The organism is Pseudomonas sp. S1_G07, assembly GCF_054668565.1.
On the sequence record NZ_CP162778.1, the window covers coordinates 177,567 to 192,929 of the forward strand.

General features: G+C 60.2%; 14 protein-coding genes and 1 pseudogene. 3 read left to right on the forward strand and 12 right to left on the reverse strand.

The window, feature by feature from the left end; translation table 11 throughout:
* Position 1: 1 nt before the first annotated feature.
* The gene (gene yedA, locus AB4O05_RS00770) at positions 2-898 is read right to left on the reverse strand and encodes a drug/metabolite exporter YedA (RefSeq protein ID WP_460133800.1); all 897 of its coding nucleotides are present in this window, start codon (positions 896-898) and stop codon (positions 2-4) included.
* Positions 899-1,058: 160 nt separating this feature from the next.
* On the opposite strand from yedA, the gene AB4O05_RS00775 reads away from it, so the two are divergent.
* The gene (locus tag AB4O05_RS00775; RefSeq protein ID WP_460133799.1) at positions 1,059-1,520 is read left to right on the forward strand and encodes an Lrp/AsnC family transcriptional regulator; all 462 of its coding nucleotides are present in this window, start codon (positions 1,059-1,061) and stop codon (positions 1,518-1,520) included.
* A gap of 408 nt (positions 1,521-1,928) precedes the next feature.
* On the opposite strand, the gene AB4O05_RS00780 is transcribed toward AB4O05_RS00775, so the two are convergent.
* The 3 genes from AB4O05_RS00780 to AB4O05_RS00790 form a co-directional block, all read right to left on the reverse strand.
* Positions 1,929-2,540 carry a 3'-5' exonuclease gene (locus AB4O05_RS00780; RefSeq protein WP_460133798.1) on the reverse strand — a complete coding sequence of 204 codons (612 nt, stop codon included), beginning with the start codon at positions 2,538-2,540 and terminating at the stop codon, positions 1,929-1,931.
* Positions 2,541-2,582: 42 nt separating this feature from the next.
* The gene (locus tag AB4O05_RS00785; RefSeq protein WP_460133795.1) at positions 2,583-3,059 is read right to left on the reverse strand and encodes a LabA-like NYN domain-containing protein; all 477 of its coding nucleotides are present in this window, start codon (positions 3,057-3,059) and stop codon (positions 2,583-2,585) included.
* Between the two features lie 128 nt (positions 3,060-3,187).
* On the reverse strand, positions 3,188-3,928 hold the full coding sequence (locus AB4O05_RS00790; RefSeq protein ID WP_460164826.1) for a DUF2076 domain-containing protein: 741 nt from the start codon (positions 3,926-3,928) through the stop codon (positions 3,188-3,190).
* Between the two features lie 180 nt (positions 3,929-4,108).
* Between AB4O05_RS00790 and AB4O05_RS00795 the strand changes: the two genes are divergently transcribed.
* Together AB4O05_RS00795 and AB4O05_RS00800 are read left to right on the forward strand one after the other, a co-directional pair.
* The gene (locus tag AB4O05_RS00795) at positions 4,109-4,768 is read left to right on the forward strand and encodes a YciC family protein (protein WP_460133794.1); all 660 of its coding nucleotides are present in this window, start codon (positions 4,109-4,111) and stop codon (positions 4,766-4,768) included.
* A gap of 45 nt (positions 4,769-4,813) precedes the next feature.
* Positions 4,814-5,902: an endonuclease/exonuclease/phosphatase family protein gene (locus AB4O05_RS00800; protein ID WP_460133792.1), complete on the forward strand. Its 1,089-nt coding sequence runs from the start codon at positions 4,814-4,816 to the stop codon at positions 5,900-5,902.
* Between the two features lie 64 nt (positions 5,903-5,966).
* Here AB4O05_RS00800 and hrpB read toward each other — a convergent pair whose 3' ends face one another.
* From hrpB to AB4O05_RS00840, 8 genes and pseudogenes are all read right to left on the reverse strand, one after another.
* Complete coding sequence (gene hrpB, locus AB4O05_RS00805) at positions 5,967-8,474, reverse strand: ATP-dependent helicase HrpB (protein ID WP_460133791.1); 2,508 nt, start codon at positions 8,472-8,474, stop codon at positions 5,967-5,969.
* A gap of 56 nt (positions 8,475-8,530) precedes the next feature.
* On the reverse strand, positions 8,531-9,211 hold the full coding sequence (locus tag AB4O05_RS00810) for a TetR/AcrR family transcriptional regulator (protein ID WP_460133790.1): 681 nt from the start codon (positions 9,209-9,211) through the stop codon (positions 8,531-8,533).
* A 125-nt stretch (positions 9,212-9,336) separates the two neighbouring features.
* Positions 9,337-10,044 (reverse strand): glutathione S-transferase family protein, encoded by a 708-nt coding sequence (locus AB4O05_RS00815; RefSeq protein ID WP_460133788.1) that lies wholly within the window; start codon positions 10,042-10,044, stop codon positions 9,337-9,339.
* A 42-nt stretch (positions 10,045-10,086) separates the two neighbouring features.
* Entirely contained in the window at positions 10,087-12,381 is a 2,295-nt protein-coding gene (locus AB4O05_RS00820; RefSeq protein WP_460133787.1) for an efflux RND transporter permease subunit, read from the reverse strand.
* A 49-nt stretch (positions 12,382-12,430) separates the two neighbouring features.
* Positions 12,431-12,865: an MAPEG family protein gene (locus AB4O05_RS00825; protein ID WP_460133784.1), complete on the reverse strand. Its 435-nt coding sequence runs from the start codon at positions 12,863-12,865 to the stop codon at positions 12,431-12,433.
* Between the two features lie 111 nt (positions 12,866-12,976).
* Positions 12,977-13,732 (reverse strand): annotated as a pseudogene (locus AB4O05_RS00830) (cupin-like domain-containing protein); the annotation flags it as partial.
* Positions 13,714-14,121 carry a hypothetical protein gene (locus AB4O05_RS00835; RefSeq protein WP_460133782.1) on the reverse strand — a complete coding sequence of 136 codons (408 nt, stop codon included), beginning with the start codon at positions 14,119-14,121 and terminating at the stop codon, positions 13,714-13,716. The gene AB4O05_RS00835 and the pseudogene AB4O05_RS00830, both read right to left, overlap by 19 nt.
* Positions 14,122-14,174: 53 nt before the next feature.
* On the reverse strand, positions 14,175-15,335 hold the full coding sequence (locus AB4O05_RS00840) for an N-acyl amino acid synthase FeeM domain-containing protein (protein ID WP_460133781.1): 1,161 nt from the start codon (positions 15,333-15,335) through the stop codon (positions 14,175-14,177).
* Between the last annotated feature and the right edge of the window lie 28 nt (positions 15,336-15,363).

The window sequence follows — 15,363 nt, forward strand, 5'->3', positions numbered from 1 at the left end:
TTTACCTTATTTCCGGCTTGGGCTTTCGCCACTGGGGCAGGCTGATCAACAGCACGGCGCTGATGATCACCAGCATGGCCAGGGCCTCTTCCAAACCGATGGTCTCGCCGATGAACACAATCCCCAGCAACACTGCAACGGCCGGGTTGACGTAGGCATAGCTGGTCGCAGCCGCAGGGCGCACATGCTTGAGCAGGTACATGTAGGCATTGAAGGCGATGATCGAGCCGAACACCGTCAGGTAGGCCAACGCCAGCCAACCCTCCAGCGGCGGCATGGCCTGCAGGTGCTCACCGGACAGCGCGCTGCCGATCAACAATGTCACGCCTGCCACCAGCATCTCCGCAGCGCTGGCCATCGCGCCCTGGGGCAGCGACAACTGCCGACTCCACACGGACCCGAATGCCCACGATGCCGCCGCGAACAACAGCAACGCCGCGCCCATCGGGCTCGATTGCAAGGTGCTGCCCATGTTAAGCATGGCGATGCCGACAATCCCCAGGATCACCCCGGCCCATTCCAGCCGCGTATTGCGCGCGCCCCAGAAATACCCGCACAGCAAAGTGAACAACGGCACCGTCGCCACCGCCAGCGCGGCCACGCCGGACGACACGCCCGCATGCTCGGCCAACGTGACGCCGCCATTGCCGAAGGTGAGCAGCAAAATGCCGATCATCCCGGCCGCCTTCCATTGCGCCCAGGTCGGCGCCGGCACGCCGCGCCACCTGAGGTAGCCATACATCAACGCACCCGCCGTACAGAACCGAATCCCCGCCAGCAACAGCGGTGGCCAGTATTCCACGCCAATACGAATCACCAGGTAAGTGGAACCCCAGATCACATACAACGCAAAAAAAGCGGCGATCAACGGTAAGGGAAAGCGACGTGGGCCAGGCATTGGACGGCTCTATGGCAGGAGATGGGAGGCTTATTCTAAAAAGGCAGGCCGATAAACATAAGTTACAAAACCTGTTTAAACCGCCCATACACTTTTCAAAACAGGGTTGTGAGGGCTATAAACCATGCTTTCGAAAGCCACGCGCGATGAGAGCCTTATCATGGACAAATACGACCGCATGCTCCTCAGGGCCCTGCTCGAAGACGGCCGCGCGTCCTACGCGCAACTGGCCCGTACGGTGAATCTCTCCGCCCCCGCCGTGGCTGAGCGCGTGGCCAAGCTGGAAGCCAGCGGGGTAATCACCGGGTATCAGGCCAAGGTGGATATGTCGAAAGTGGGGTTGCCGATCCAATGTGTGATCGAACTGCGACTGACCAACCATGGCAGCCAGAAGACCTACGACGCCCTGGCTGAAATCCCCGAACTGACCGAATGCCACCGGGTAACAGGCGACCCCTGCGTGATCATGCAAGCGGCCGTGGGCTCAATGCCTGAGCTGGAGAACTTGATCAATCGGATTGCGAAGTTCGGGTTCAGCAAGACCTCGATCATCCTGTCGAGCGCGATAGAAAGGCGGGTGCCGTTGGGGCAGTTGGAGGGTAATGGGAAGAAGGGTGGCTGATCCCGCGAGCGAGCTTGCTCGCGAAAAACGTCAACAATAACGCAGGCATCCTGAATGCCCGCGGCGCTCTCGGGCCTTTCGCGAGCAAGCTCGCTCCTACACAGGGCTTGAGCCACTTGCAGCTTGAACTGCATGACGAATGACCTTTCGCTGATCTCGGTTCTCATTTAGTCAGCGACCTTTTCTTTGCAGCGATGAACGTGCAGCAGCGGGTGGAGATGGCAAAGGTTGTGGTGGACCAGGCGTTGGGCTGCGCACAGCCGCGATGAACGACGCATAACCCATGTGGGAGCGGGCTTGCTCGCGAATGCGGTGGGTCAGCTATATATGTATTGACTGACACTGCGCTTTCGCGAGCAAGCCCGCTCCCACATTTGGATCTTCCGTGTTTTGGGGAGTGCCGAACGCTCAGAACCCGCGATGCTTCTTCAGATGCTCATGGATCTTCGCCGCCGGCACTTTCTGCAAGGTGCACAGCAAATCATGGGACAACTCGCGCAAGCCATGGGTCTGGCGCAGTTCCCGGGCCAGGTGCGCCGTGAGGTTGGCGGCCATTTCCGCATCCGCCAGCGCCCGGTGAGCCTGGCCGGTGTGGGGCAACTGGGCGTAGCTGTTGAGGGTGCCGAGTTTGTGGTTGGGCGCCGCCGGCATCAGGCGGCGCGCCAGCAGCAGGGAGCAGGCGAATTTCTGCAGGCGGGTGCGGCGGATCAGGCCCAGTTCGTAGTCCCAGAACTTCTGGTCGAACGCGGCGTTGTGCGCCATCAGCGGCGTGGTGCCGACGAATTCGTTGACCTCGTTCATCACCCGCTCGGCCGGTGGCGCGCTGCGCAGCATGGCGTTGCTGATGCCGGTGAGTTGTTCGATAAAGCCCGGCACTCTGACGCCTGCGTTCATCAGGCTCTGGTAGCGGTCGACGATCTGGCCACGCTCAAGGATGACCACGGCAATTTCCGTGGCCCGGCAGTGGCTGCTCGGGGTGATGCCGGTGGTTTCAAAGTCGATGACCGCTATACGTTCCAAACCTGTTCCTACTCCGTCTGACAATGTATTGAGCCGCAGCGCTTATTTGAGCAGCAACGCGCCTTCGATCGGCACATAGCGGCTGGCGGCGCGTATCAGTGAGTTGGCCGTCAGCCCCGGCACGCCATAGGCCACGGCTTCGACGCCATGCTTGTGGATGATGCGTTCGAGCAGCATGTCGAAATCACCATCACCGGAAGCCAGCACCACTTCGTCGACGTGGTCGGCGGCGTCCATGATGTCGAGGGTGATGCCCACGTCCCAGTCGCCCTTGGCCGAGCCGTCGCTGCGCTGGATGTACGGTTTGAGTTTTACCGTAAAGCCCAGGTTGCGCAGGATCTGCTGGAACTGTTGCTGCTTGCTGTCGCCACGGTCGATGGCATAGGCATAGGCCTCGACGATCTGCCCACGGGCACTGATGTCAGCCCACAAGGCGGCGTAATTGAAGTGGCAGCCATAGGCTTGGCGCACGGTGTAGTAGAGGTTTTGTACATCGGCGAACACCGCAATTTTCTTCACCGCACTTCCCCATGACAGCCACTTGGACGCCGGACGCAAAGGTCCGCAAAGGCGCCAGTATGCCAGCCACGGCAACGTTTCCGGGAAAAATCAGCCCGGAGCGACGAAGCGCCCCGGGCGTGGAGGTGTCAGACGAAGGAATCGTCGTCGCCAAAGGAAGAGGAATCGTCGGAATAGTCGCTGTCGGCGAAGCTGTCCGAGTTGTTGCCGCCCCAGTTGTCGTTGCCGGCGAACTTCTGGTCGTCATTGCCCCAGCCGCCTTGGTCACTGGCCGGTGCCGGTTGCTCGATGATTTCCTCCACCACCTGTGGTTGCTGGTTGTGATGGAACAGGCTGCTGATGCCTTCGGCCAGCAACACCCCCCCGGCCACGCCAGCGGCGGTTTTCATCGCACCGCCCAGGAAGCCGCTGCCGATTGGCGCGGCGGCGGCAGGCTGTTGCGGCGGTTGTTGATAGTTCTGTTGCGGCGCCGGCTGGTTAAACGACGGCCGCGCCGGTTCACGCCAGCCGCCGCCCGTGTTGCTCGGCGCGCTCTGCGCCGGCTGCGAGTCGCGGGAGCCGCCGCCAAAGATACTCGACAGGAACCCACCGCTGCTGGCCGCTGGTGGTGGCGCGGCCTTGGCCTGTTGCAGCTCATCCTGCAATTGCTGGATCTGCTGCGCCTGCTGCTTGTTCTGCGCGTCGAGGCTCTTGAGCGCGTGTTCCTGCACCAGGATCGACTGGGTCATGTAGTACCCGGCGGCGGGCTGGCGAGTCATGTGCTCCTTGATCCGCGCTTCGGCCTGGGCGTCGCGGGGGGCTGAGTCCGTTTCGGCTTGCTGCAACCGTGAAAACAGTCCATCGATCAGGGTTTGCTCTTCGCTGTTCATGGCGACCTCGTTAGATTGCCGGTAAAAATCAGGGTCCTGCCTGTGATCAGGCCAGGTGCGTGCTAGTTATGGGGCTGTTACCAGTTGTTTCAATGGTCTTTACTCAAGGTTTACGTTTGCGCCCCCGTGACCCTGATCGGTTAAAGTGTCGCCCTTGCTTCCTGGCCTGCGATGAACCTGATGAATCCGTTAGACGTATTGCGCGACTCTTTCCGTTTTACCCAGCGCAACCTGGGTGCCATCGTCCAGCTGTGTCTGCCCCTGGTGATCCTCGAAGCCTTGCTGCAGCAGGTACTCGACCACACGCTCGGCGCGGATGCCTTCCCCGGTTACAGCGTGGTGGTGGGGTTGCTGGTGTACCCGCTGTACACCGGCGCCCTGATCCTGTTCCTCGACGCCCGCACCCGTGGCGAGTCGCCGCGCATCCAGGACGTATGGGCCATGGCCTTGACCCTGTGGCCACGCTTCGCCCTGCTGACGGCCATGAGCACCCTGTTGATCCTGCTGGGGTTGTCGCTGTATTTCCTGCCGGGCCTGTGGCTGATGGTAGTGCTGGCGTTCGCCGAGTACTTGCTGGTGCTGCGCGGCCTGCCGGCGCTGGAGGCGATGAAGGAAAGTTTTCGCCTGACCCGTGGGCATTTCTGGCGAATCCTGGTGTGCCTGCTCTGCGTGATGACGCCACTGTGGCTGCTCAAGGGCGCCAGCGTGGCGGCCTATCCCAACCCGGCGCCATTGCTGGGGCTGTTGATGGACAGCGTCCACAGCTTCCTGCAACTGTTCACCAGCGTGGTGTTGTTCCGTTTATTCATGCTGATCGCTGGCGACGGCGACGTGCGGTGATATGCTCCCTGCCATTCCTGAAATGAAACGCTATAAGCCGAGCCGATGACCCGTTTATTGCGCATCACCTTGCTGGCCCTGCTGATTCTCGCGGGCCTGTTGGCGGCACTGATCTACAGCCTGACCTGGCGCCCCGGCGCCAAGGAAACCTTGCCGGTGAGCTGCGTCGCCCCGCGTGCGCCGACCCTGCTGCCCGGCCAGGCGCTCAAAGTCATGAGCTGGAACGTGCAATACCTGGCCGGCAAGAACTACGTGTTCTGGTATGACACCGCCGACGGCAGCGGCCCGGACGAGCGCCCCACCGTGGAAGACATGGCCGTCAGCCTCGACGAAGTGGCGCGGGTGATTCGTGACGAACAGCCCGACATCCTGCTGTTGCAGGAACTCGACGAAAACGCCAAGCCCTCGCACTACCAGGACCAACTCGCCCTGCTCCAGGAGCGGCTGGTCGACCTGTACCCCTGCAGCGCCCAGACCTTCGACTGGAAAGCCGACTTCGTCCCGGACCGGCACATCTTCGGCAGCGTCGGCCGCAAGCTGGCGACCCTCAGCCGTTACCAGATCGAACACGCCGAGCGCCTGCAATTGCCGGCACCGGACGCGAATATCATCAGCCGCCAATTTCAACCCAAACCCGCGTTACTGCTGACGTACCTGCCGTTGAGCGACGGCGGCCAACTGGCCGTGCTGAACACCCGCCTGGACGGCGACGCACCGGGGCGCAGCGCGGTGCGCGAGCAGGTGCAAGCCACGCTGAAGTGGCTCGACAAGTTCGAAGGCCGTGGCACGCCCTGGCTGATCGGCGGCGACTTCAACCTGCTGCCCCTGGGGCAATTCCTGCGCTTGGATGCCGACAAGCGCGGGCAGTATTCGCCAGACAGCGAGCTGCACTTGCTGTGGGACAAATACCCGATGATCCCGAGCAACAGCCAGTCCAGTGGTATCGATCGCGAAAAATGGCTGACGTACTTCCCCAATGACCCGAGCCTGGATGGCCCGGATCGCACCCTCGACTACCTGTTTTACAGCTCGCGGATCAAGCGGCTGGAGGCCAAGGTGCGCCAGGAGGATACGCTGCGTATCTCAAACCATCTGCCGGTGATTGCCCGCTTCCTGCTGCCGGCCGCGCAATAGCAGGCACCACACAACCAATGTGGAAGCGGGCTTGCCCCCTCCCACATTTGAATCTCTGCCACGCTTATTTTCGGGGTTTGATCCGCGCGGTTGGCTCTGCTATCAGCGGATCATCCGGCCAGTAATGCTTGGGGTAGCGCCCCTTCAAATCCTTCTTCACTTCGGCATAGGTACTGCGCCAGAAGTTCGCCAGGTCCTGGGTCACCTGCACCGGCCGCCGCGCCGGGGACAGCAGATGCAGTTTCACCACCTGGCGCCCGCCGGCAATGCGTGGGGTGTCCGCCAGGCCGAACAATTCCTGCAAGCGCACCGCCAGGATCGGCGGCTGTTCGCTGTAGTCCAAACGCACCGATGAGCCAGACGGCACCTTCACATGCTGCGGCGCCCATTCGTCCAGGCGCTGGGGCAGCGGCCAGGGCAACAGGTTGTGCAGGTAGCTGGAAATATCCAGGTTGGCGAAATGACTCAGGCGCGAGACTTTGCCCAGGTAGGGCATCAGCCAGTGCTCCAGGCTGGCAAGCAAGGCCTTGTCGCTGACGTCGGGCCACTCGCTGGTTTTACCGGCGTCCAGCTGGCGCAGCAGCATCACCCGGGCCTGCCATTGGCGCAGCTCGGGGGTCCAGGGCAGCAGCTCCAGGCCTTTGCGGCGCACCAGGTTGACCAGCGCCTGGCTGCGCGCGGATTCGTCAAGGCCCGTCAGTGGTTCGCGGCTGAGCACCAACTCGCCGAACTTGCGCTGGCGTTCAGCGCGCAATACACCTTCGCGCTCGTCCCAGTCGAGTTGATCGACGTTGCGCACTTGCTCTGCGAGGACCGTGTCGAACAGCTCCGGGTCGAACTCCGCCGCCAAATAGATGCGCTCTTCACGCTGGCCCTGGCGGCTGCCGAGGTCGGCGATCACCAGCCAAGGTTGTTTCATCAGGCTGTCGGCTTCGGCGAACAGCGCGGCGCGACCGTTGGCCAGGCGGTATTCGGCACCGCCGGGGCGACGTTGCTGGGCAACGCGGTCCGGGTAGGCCAGCGCAAGCAAGGCGCCGAGCCAACGTGGATGCTCGGCATCGGCCACGGCTTGCGTGGCCTGGCCCCTTAAGTAACCGCGATATTGCCGCGCCAGTTGCTTGGCCCGCTGCACGCCACCTTGGGCGCCACGCGCACGCTCTTCACCGGACAACAGCGCCAGGCGACTGTGCAAGTCCGCACCGCCGCCGCGCAAAATATCGCGCTCCCCCAATAACGCGGCGACATCACAGGCCATCGCCGCCAGCCCCAGATCCTGCCCGCGCAACAGCAGATGGGCTATGCGCGGGTGAGCCGGCAGCTCGGCCATCTTCTGGCCGTGGGGTGTGAGCGTGTCTTCATTCAAGGCGCCCAGGCGCATCAGCAAATCCTGGGCCTGGGCGTACGCGGCGGTGGGCGGCACATCCAGCCACACCAACTGCGCGGGCGTGACGCCCCAGCGCGCCAGCTGCAAGGCCAGGCCAGCCAGGTCGGCCGCGAGGATTTCCGCACTGCCATACGCGGCCAAGCCTTCATGCTGGTCCTCGGACCACAACCGATAACACACCCCCGGCTCCAACCGCCCTGCCCGACCGGCGCGCTGGGTGGCGCTGGCCCGGGAGATGCGCTGGGTGTCGAGGCGGGTCATGCCGCTGCCGGGATCAAAGCGCGGCACCCGCGCCAACCCGGCGTCGATCACCACGCGCACGCCGTTGATGGTCAGGCTGGTCTCGGCGATGTTGGTGGCCAGCACCACTTTGCGTTTGCCGGCCGGTGCCGGGTCAATGGCGGCGCGCTGGGCATTGAGGTCCAGCTCGCCATGCAGCGGGCACAGCAGCACATCCGGGCGATCCCCCAGGGCATCGGCCAGTTGCTGGTGGACCCGGCGAATCTCCGCCTGCCCCGGCAAGAACACCAGCACGCTGCCGGTTTCATCCTGCAGGGCTTCGAGGACGGTCTGCACCACCCGTGGCTCGATAAATTCGCCCGGCTGATATGGCCGCCCCCAGCGCATCTGCACCGGGAACATGCGCCCCTCGCTGCGCAGAATCGGCGCGTCGTCCAGCAGGCTGGCCAGGCGCTCGCCTTCGAGGGTGGCGGACATCAGCAGGATTTTCAGCGGTTGCTCATCACGAAACAGGTCGCGGCCGTTCAGGCTCAGGGCCAGCGCCAGATCGGCGTCGAGGCTGCGCTCGTGAAATTCGTCGAAGATCAGCAACCCCACGCCCTCCAGCGCCGGGTCGTCCTGCAGCCGGCGGGTGAGGATGCCTTCGGTGACCACTTCGATACGCGTGCGGGGGCCGACTTTGCTGTCGAGGCGGATGCGATAGCCGACGGTTTCACCGACCTTTTCCCCCAACTCGTGGGCCAGCCGTTCCGCGGCGGCACGCGCGGCCAGGCGCCGGGGCTCGAGCATCAGGATGGTTTGCCCGGCCAGCCAGGGCTCATTGAGCAGTGCAAGGGGGACACGGGTGGTTTTACCCGCCCCTGGCGGCGCTTCAAGTACGGCGTTATCACGGGTATTCAGAGCATCGCGCAGAGCTGGCAAAATGGAATCTATGGGCAACGAGTTCATGACGGCTCCAAGGCTGGTCGCGGATTGTAACGGCGAACCGGCCTTGTTCCACAACCTTAACCCGACGCGATCAAGGCCTTGGGCACCTCTGCCACGCCCGCCACAGGTTGGTGGATGTGCATGAAGAGCGCCACCACGTCCCTGACATGCTGGCGAGCTTCCTCACCGACCATCGGTGCGCAAAAACCAATCAGGACACGGAAATACTCCCCGCCTTTGAGTAGACAAAAGAAGCGTTCGGCGGCTTTCTGCGGGTCGTCGACGCGTAATCGCCCAGTGAGGGTGGCCAGCGCCAGTAAACGGCTCATCTCGTTGAGCATGTGCTGTGCGCCCGCCTCATAGAACATGCGGGCGAGCATGGGCTCCTGGGTCGCCATGGACACCACGATGCGTTGCAACTGCACCGCTTCGCGGCTGCTGATCAGCTCGTGATAATGCCCGCCGATTTTCAGCAGCACGCTTTCAATGCTCGCTTGCGGTGAAAACTCGAACAACCGCTCAGGCAACTGCTCTTCGCACTTGGCGGTGATTGCCGCCGAGAACAGCGTCGCCTTGTCACAGTAGTGGCTGTAGACCGTCAATTTGGACACCCCCGCCTCGGCAGCGATGGCGTCCATGCTGCTGCCTTCATACCCCTTGCGTAGAAAGAGTTCCTTGGCAGCCTCAAGAATGGCTCTGCGTTTGGTTTGATCTTTCGGACGGCCTATTTTGTTTGTCAGCGCTAAAGGCTCGGACATCTGACTTCCCCATACGGTTAATCTTGGCTTGAGACTGAATACACGTTCGCGCTCAACGGCGGATACGTAGGTTCAGACGTTGAAATACGTGCTCATTCGGGTCTGCCGTCGCCGGCAAACGTCGTTCATCCACCCGAAGACATGGGTTTGAACAGTGACTGGCCGGCGCTCGCATAGGCTTGGGCAGAAGCCTCCTTGCGCCCGGCCCCGATCACATCGCTGATGTCGAAAGGCACCTTCACGCCGCGCTGGGCGGCGGGCCGTTGCTCAATGGCGCTCAGCCATCGTTGCAGGTGGGGCAAGTCGTCAATATCGATACCCGACCATTCATGGCCCCGCGCCCAGCACCAGTTGGCGATGTCGGCGATGCTGTAGTCGCCTGCCAGGTACTCGTGCGCTGACAGGCGCTGGTCCAGCACGCTCAACAGGCGTTTGGACTCGTTTTGATAGCGCGCAATGACACTGGGGATTTTTTCCGGAAAGTACCGGTTGAACACATTGGCCTGGCCCATCATCGGCCCCAGCCCGCCCATCTGGAACATCAGCCACTGCATCACCAATGACTGCTGCTTCACGTCGTCAGGCAGCAAGCGGCCATGTTTTTGCGCGAGATAAATGAGGATCGCGCCGGACTCGAACACGCAGAAGTCGTCTGCGCTGTGATCGACAATCACCGGAATGCGCCCATTGGGATTAAGCGTCGTAAAGTCAGGCAACTGTTGCTGCCCGCGCTGCAGGTCTACCAGCTTGACCGTGTAGGGGACGGCGAGCTCCTCCAGCATTACCGAGGCTTTCCAGCCATTGGGCGTGGCATAGGTATATAAATCGATCATGTCTTCATCCTTGAAAGTGTGTCGAGTGAGGCGCGTCCGGTTTCAGGTGTCCAGCACCGGGTTGGCGGGGGTGTCAGGTTGGCGCCGGCCGTAGAAGTGATAGAGCAGATAGGGAATCCCCACGGCATTGCAGAACACCGAGATAAGAATCGCCAGGGCGCAGAAGGCTCCAAACAGCCGAGTGAAGTACGACTCGCCCATGACCAGCACAAGAAAGCCCGAACATAACACCAGGCCCCCGGTCAGCAAGGCTTCCCCGACGCCCTCGAAAATGGAGCGGGTCATCTCCTCGGGTGTGGCGCTGAGAGGGAAGTCTTTGACGTGGTAGAAGCAGTGAAGCGAAGCGTCCACCACCAGGCCGAAAATGATGCAGGCAATCATCGACGTGCCGATATTGATCGACAGCCCCAATGCGCCCATCACGCCGAAGGCCACGATGAGCGGCATCGTATTGGCGACCACGGCAATGCCCGACACCCACAGTGAGCGCGTCAACATCAGGAACGCCGCGAACATGCACGCGATGGCAAAGCCAATGCCCCACCACATGCCTTGCACCATTTTTTGCACCATCGCCGCCTGAATCACCGAATAGGAGGTAAGGCTGTAGGTGAATGCCGGTGAACTGTGTTGCGTCGTGTAGGTTTGCAGCGCCTCGATCACCTGTTGCATTTGCGCGTAGGGCAGTTGCTGCATGCGGATGCGTATACGGGTGGTCTGATTGTCATAGTCGAGAAAGCTCTTGAGCTCGTTATCGGGGCCGGCCAATGAGTAGGTGAACACATACTGCTCTGCGGCTTCGCGGCTCTGCGGCAACGTGTAGTAACGCGCGTCTCCTCCATTCATCTCACGGTGTATGTCCTTGAGGAAATCGACGACCGAAACGCTCTTGTCCACACCCTGGAGGCTGGCAATGAAGGCCTGCAGTTGAACAATTTCGCTGAGCACGGCCGGCTCCAGCACACCGCCTTTTTCGGCGGTACGCAGGCTGACTTCCAGGCTCGCCACACCCCCCAGTTGCCGCTCGATGTAATCGGTCGAAGACCTGACAGGCGTGGCGGGGTCAATAAAATTCAAAAACGACGCTTCCACATGCAGCCGACCCAGCGGCACCAGGGCCACCAGGACCACCAACACCGTCAGCACCGGCAATGTGCGGCGCGAGCGATACAGGGGCTCAAGACGTCGCACCCAGGTGGCGTATCGATGGTCGGGCACCTTGCGCGCCAGCCTGGCCGGAATGCACTCCAACAGACGGGGCATGACCATCAGCGATATGACATAGGCGGCAATAGCCGCCAACGCAGCGATGACACCAAACGCCCTGATCGGGGCGACCTCACTGACGGCAAGGCTTAAAAAGCCGATGGCCGTGGTCGCCGACGTCAGAAAACAGGGCATGAGATTGACGCTCAGCGAGTGCTCGATGGCCTGCACTTTCGTGGCAGCATTGTTCAGCGCCTGGCGGTAGGTATCCAGAATGTGCAGGCAATCGAGAACAGCGATGCACATCAGTACCGACGGTAGCCCGACCGTCACGGCATTGACCGCAACCCCCAGCATGCCCATGGCACCGAGCAACAGCACCACGCACAGGGTCACCACCGTCAAGACCACCAACACATCGCCCAGGTTACGTAGCAACACCATCAACAAGACGAACAGAACCAGGGATGTCAGAGGGATAAAGGTTTTAAGGTCCGACCACATATCGCTGGTCACCCGGTGCTCCACCACCGGCTCACCGGCGACATAGAACACCGGAAAACCCGCCTTGATCATCTGCGCGTCAAGCGCCGACAGAATGCGCTCGAACTTGCCGTCGCCACTGTCGGTTCGGGCTTCAATAAGGAGGGCGGGGATCTGCCCATCCAGTGAAATCAGATCGCGTTGGTACAGGGGGCTACTGAGCAGTTTTTCGGTAATTCGCCGTACGTCATACGACCCCGGCTGCGCCAACGCCTGTGCAGCGGGCAGGATATCAATGGACTGATCCTGGCCATAAATGATGTTGACCGTGGCAATACTCGTGGCTCGAGCTACGTCTGCCATCCCCTCGATTTGCTCGGTGACGGCCTTCAGCCGCGCCATGACCTCAGGGCTGAACACCACCTGGCGTGGCAGGGCCACCACCACCATGCGGTCGTCACCGAACACCTTTTTGAAACTGTCGTAACGCAGGCGCTCCACATTGCCCTGCGGCAGAAATGACTCGATCGAGGCATCGAAGCGGGTATCCAACAAGCCTGGAGAAAGGCCCAAAACACAGACGATTACGAATAGCGCATTAAACGTGCGCCACTTGACCAGATAGCGAACCAACGCAGCAGTACGCATGCAAACACCTCACTCAGCCACATCACACTCGATCAACATTGATCGATGCTCAGATCGTCTGGTCCATCAGGGTTGAAACGATGATCCCGGCCAGGCCGAACAGGCAGGCGATGCCAACGACATAGGAGAGTGTGCGCCATGGTTGCCAGCGTGCCAGGTAAGTCACGGTGTGCAGCACGCGCGCGGCGGTGAATGTGTAAAACAACCCGATGGCCGGTTCGGCAGGTGCGCCAACCATGACGTAAAGCGCGCCCAAGGCAAAAAAGAGTGGGATGTTTTCAAGGTCGTTCATCCATGCCTGTGCAGCACGTGCGACCTGGGGTAATTCTTCCGGGCTGGCGGGGCGCCCGACAAACTTTGCATCCTCTGCATTCTTGAAGGTCAGCCGGCCAATTCTATAAATACCTTGATACAAAGAAATGGCAAACATCTTCACAAACAACACAACTACACACAGTGCATAGCTAAACAAAATAGCGCTCATATCTACTCCTTTAGAGTCAGGGCAATCCGTTCTTGCATAGCGTTTCAGGCTTGCGGGCATCAAACAGACTGCCCGGGCCGGGTACGCCGTTTTTATTTTTAATGACCTCGTTTAACGCGATACTCGACGTACAAACTCCTCCGTGTCGAACTCAAAGGCCAGCTTGGCCCCTGTGGCCTTGTCCGAGCCCCAGCCCTCTTTAAGCACAGTGAGCACGGTCTGACGGAAGCGAGGTGAGGTAATCCACATCAATGAGAACATCTTGTTTCCCATCACCAGTTTGTTGATTGCACGTGAAGCAATTGCAATCGATGGCACTGGCGTCTCGACACAATGCCACCACCAGTGCGGCGAAAACAGCACGTCGCCAGCCTCCAGCGTCGTCGTGTATTTGGGAATGTACCGGTAGAGCGGGTAACCGTCAGCCTCAATTTCGTCGTGGCTTTTGCGCCAATCCAGCATTGTGGCAGCGTAGAACATATCCTTGCGCGTGATCGGGTGCATCCACATCGAGTGTTTTGGATGGACGAACGTCCACTTTTTCACGCCGTTGACCATCGTGAACAAGTTGGGGCCACCCGTGCAGTGCCAACCGGAGATCACGCCGCCGGCGGAGAGAAACAACTGAGTCGACATGATGCGTTTGTCACGCGTACTCAAATATTTGCCCAGGGTGTCCAGGTCCAGTTCGTTTCTGAGTTCCGGGTGTTTATTGAACAGGTCCTCCGTATGGCCGGGGTAATAGGAGCCGCCCTGGCGGATGTTCTCGACCACTTCCGACAAAGGCAAGTCAATGTACTGCAACGCCTTTTCGTTAAGCTCCGTGCCCCGTACCCGAGTGGCAACCTTCACATCGCCATAGTGTTCGGCGAAGAATTCGGGGGTCCACTTCTTAACCGCCTCCCAGTCTTTGGCCGCGCCTCGAAAACTACCGGTGTGTTGGGCTCCAGGAAAATCTTGTGGAAGTTCTCCGGCGACAGGTCTTTGATCGAGACCTCCGGCACCGGCAGGGTCGGACCATCACCATAAGCACGGGACTGCTCGCGGATCTTTGCTTCGATACTCTTTGTGCGCTTGATACACGCGGGTGAGCCGTAGGGGCCATGATCCTTGCGCCCGACAAAATAATAGCGCCGCAGAAAATCGGTCCAGTACTGGGCCCTGGTCACCAGATCGATCTTAGGGTCATGGGTTAAATCAATGGTTGGAAAATCAAATTCCGCACTTGCGGGCACCGCTTTCATCACCTTGTCCATACTTATCTCCCTGTCACCTTCTTGGTGTTTTGTGGTCAGACTCACGGTTGCGGCTACGCACTTACAGCAACGGCGTCACCGAATATTCTTATCAAGGCGTCCTCCGGCCACTCTGTGCGGCCGATGGCACTGAGTTGCGCAATCGGGGTTCCGAATAAAAACTCTTGAACATGCGCACGCAAATCCAGGGCAAGCAGGTCAATGCGCATCGCAACGGCGGGGGTGTTGTACTTGCTGTAATAACGCGTTTCGGAAATGGCACTCACCCCCATGAAGCGGTAAAGCGCCTGATGTTTGGGAGGGATCGCAAACATGATGTCCGTATAACCTTTACAGAACTTAGCGTGCTGCAATGCAATTCTGAAAAGCGAATAAACGTTTACCATTTTTTCGGGGTCGTGCACGGTATAGGCAATGGCCCCGAAATACGAAGGGTCTACCGCCAGCATTCCGAACTCGGCCAATACCCGGCCCTCTTTGCGCAAGGGCGCCAGGCAATCTTCGAATACCGCGTCCATCGGCAACTTATCGTCGGAGTCCGGTATGGACGTGACGGTCATGGCCACCTCTCCCGAGACTTTACCGATAAACGTCACGGTCTCCGGGTTCAGCAGAAACGCATTGGTAAACAGCCCATTCTGCTTCGGCTCCGCCAGCCCCTTACGAAAATAGGCGCTATAGACCAGGCGATAGGCCGACTCTCGATCATCCACAGTGGCGGCATTGCTCAAATGAATGTCCTGGGCCATGGCGTGCCGACCCAGCGAGCGTTTAAGTTGATCCCCCGGCCGGCGGTTTTCTTTCCACATCTCCCGGTCTACACGCAGCCGTTGATATAAATTCCTGACGCAACGCGGCCACGCCGGCTTTCCATCAATGATCGGCGCGCTACATTGAGCGGTCCAGCGTGCATCCGCCGATGCGCAGGTGACGCGGATAATTTGCACCTTGAAAAGAACATCCTTATCGGCAATGTCATCGCGCAAACCAACTTGAACGATACGTCCAGGCGTCAGTTCCCGGTCAGTCACGATCACCAACGCGTATTCGGTCAGTTGTGTAACTTGCACGTCGGTGGTGCATTCATCGGATAAGGTCATCTGCGCGTTTATTGGACAGACCAAATGATCGGAACTGTCAAAAAAACCGGCGTCTAGTTGTTCGCTGCCCGCGTCTCTGTCGGCACTCAACAGAGGCATTGTTATAAATGTCATCCGCTATCCCTCGCTCTTCAGGTAGTTG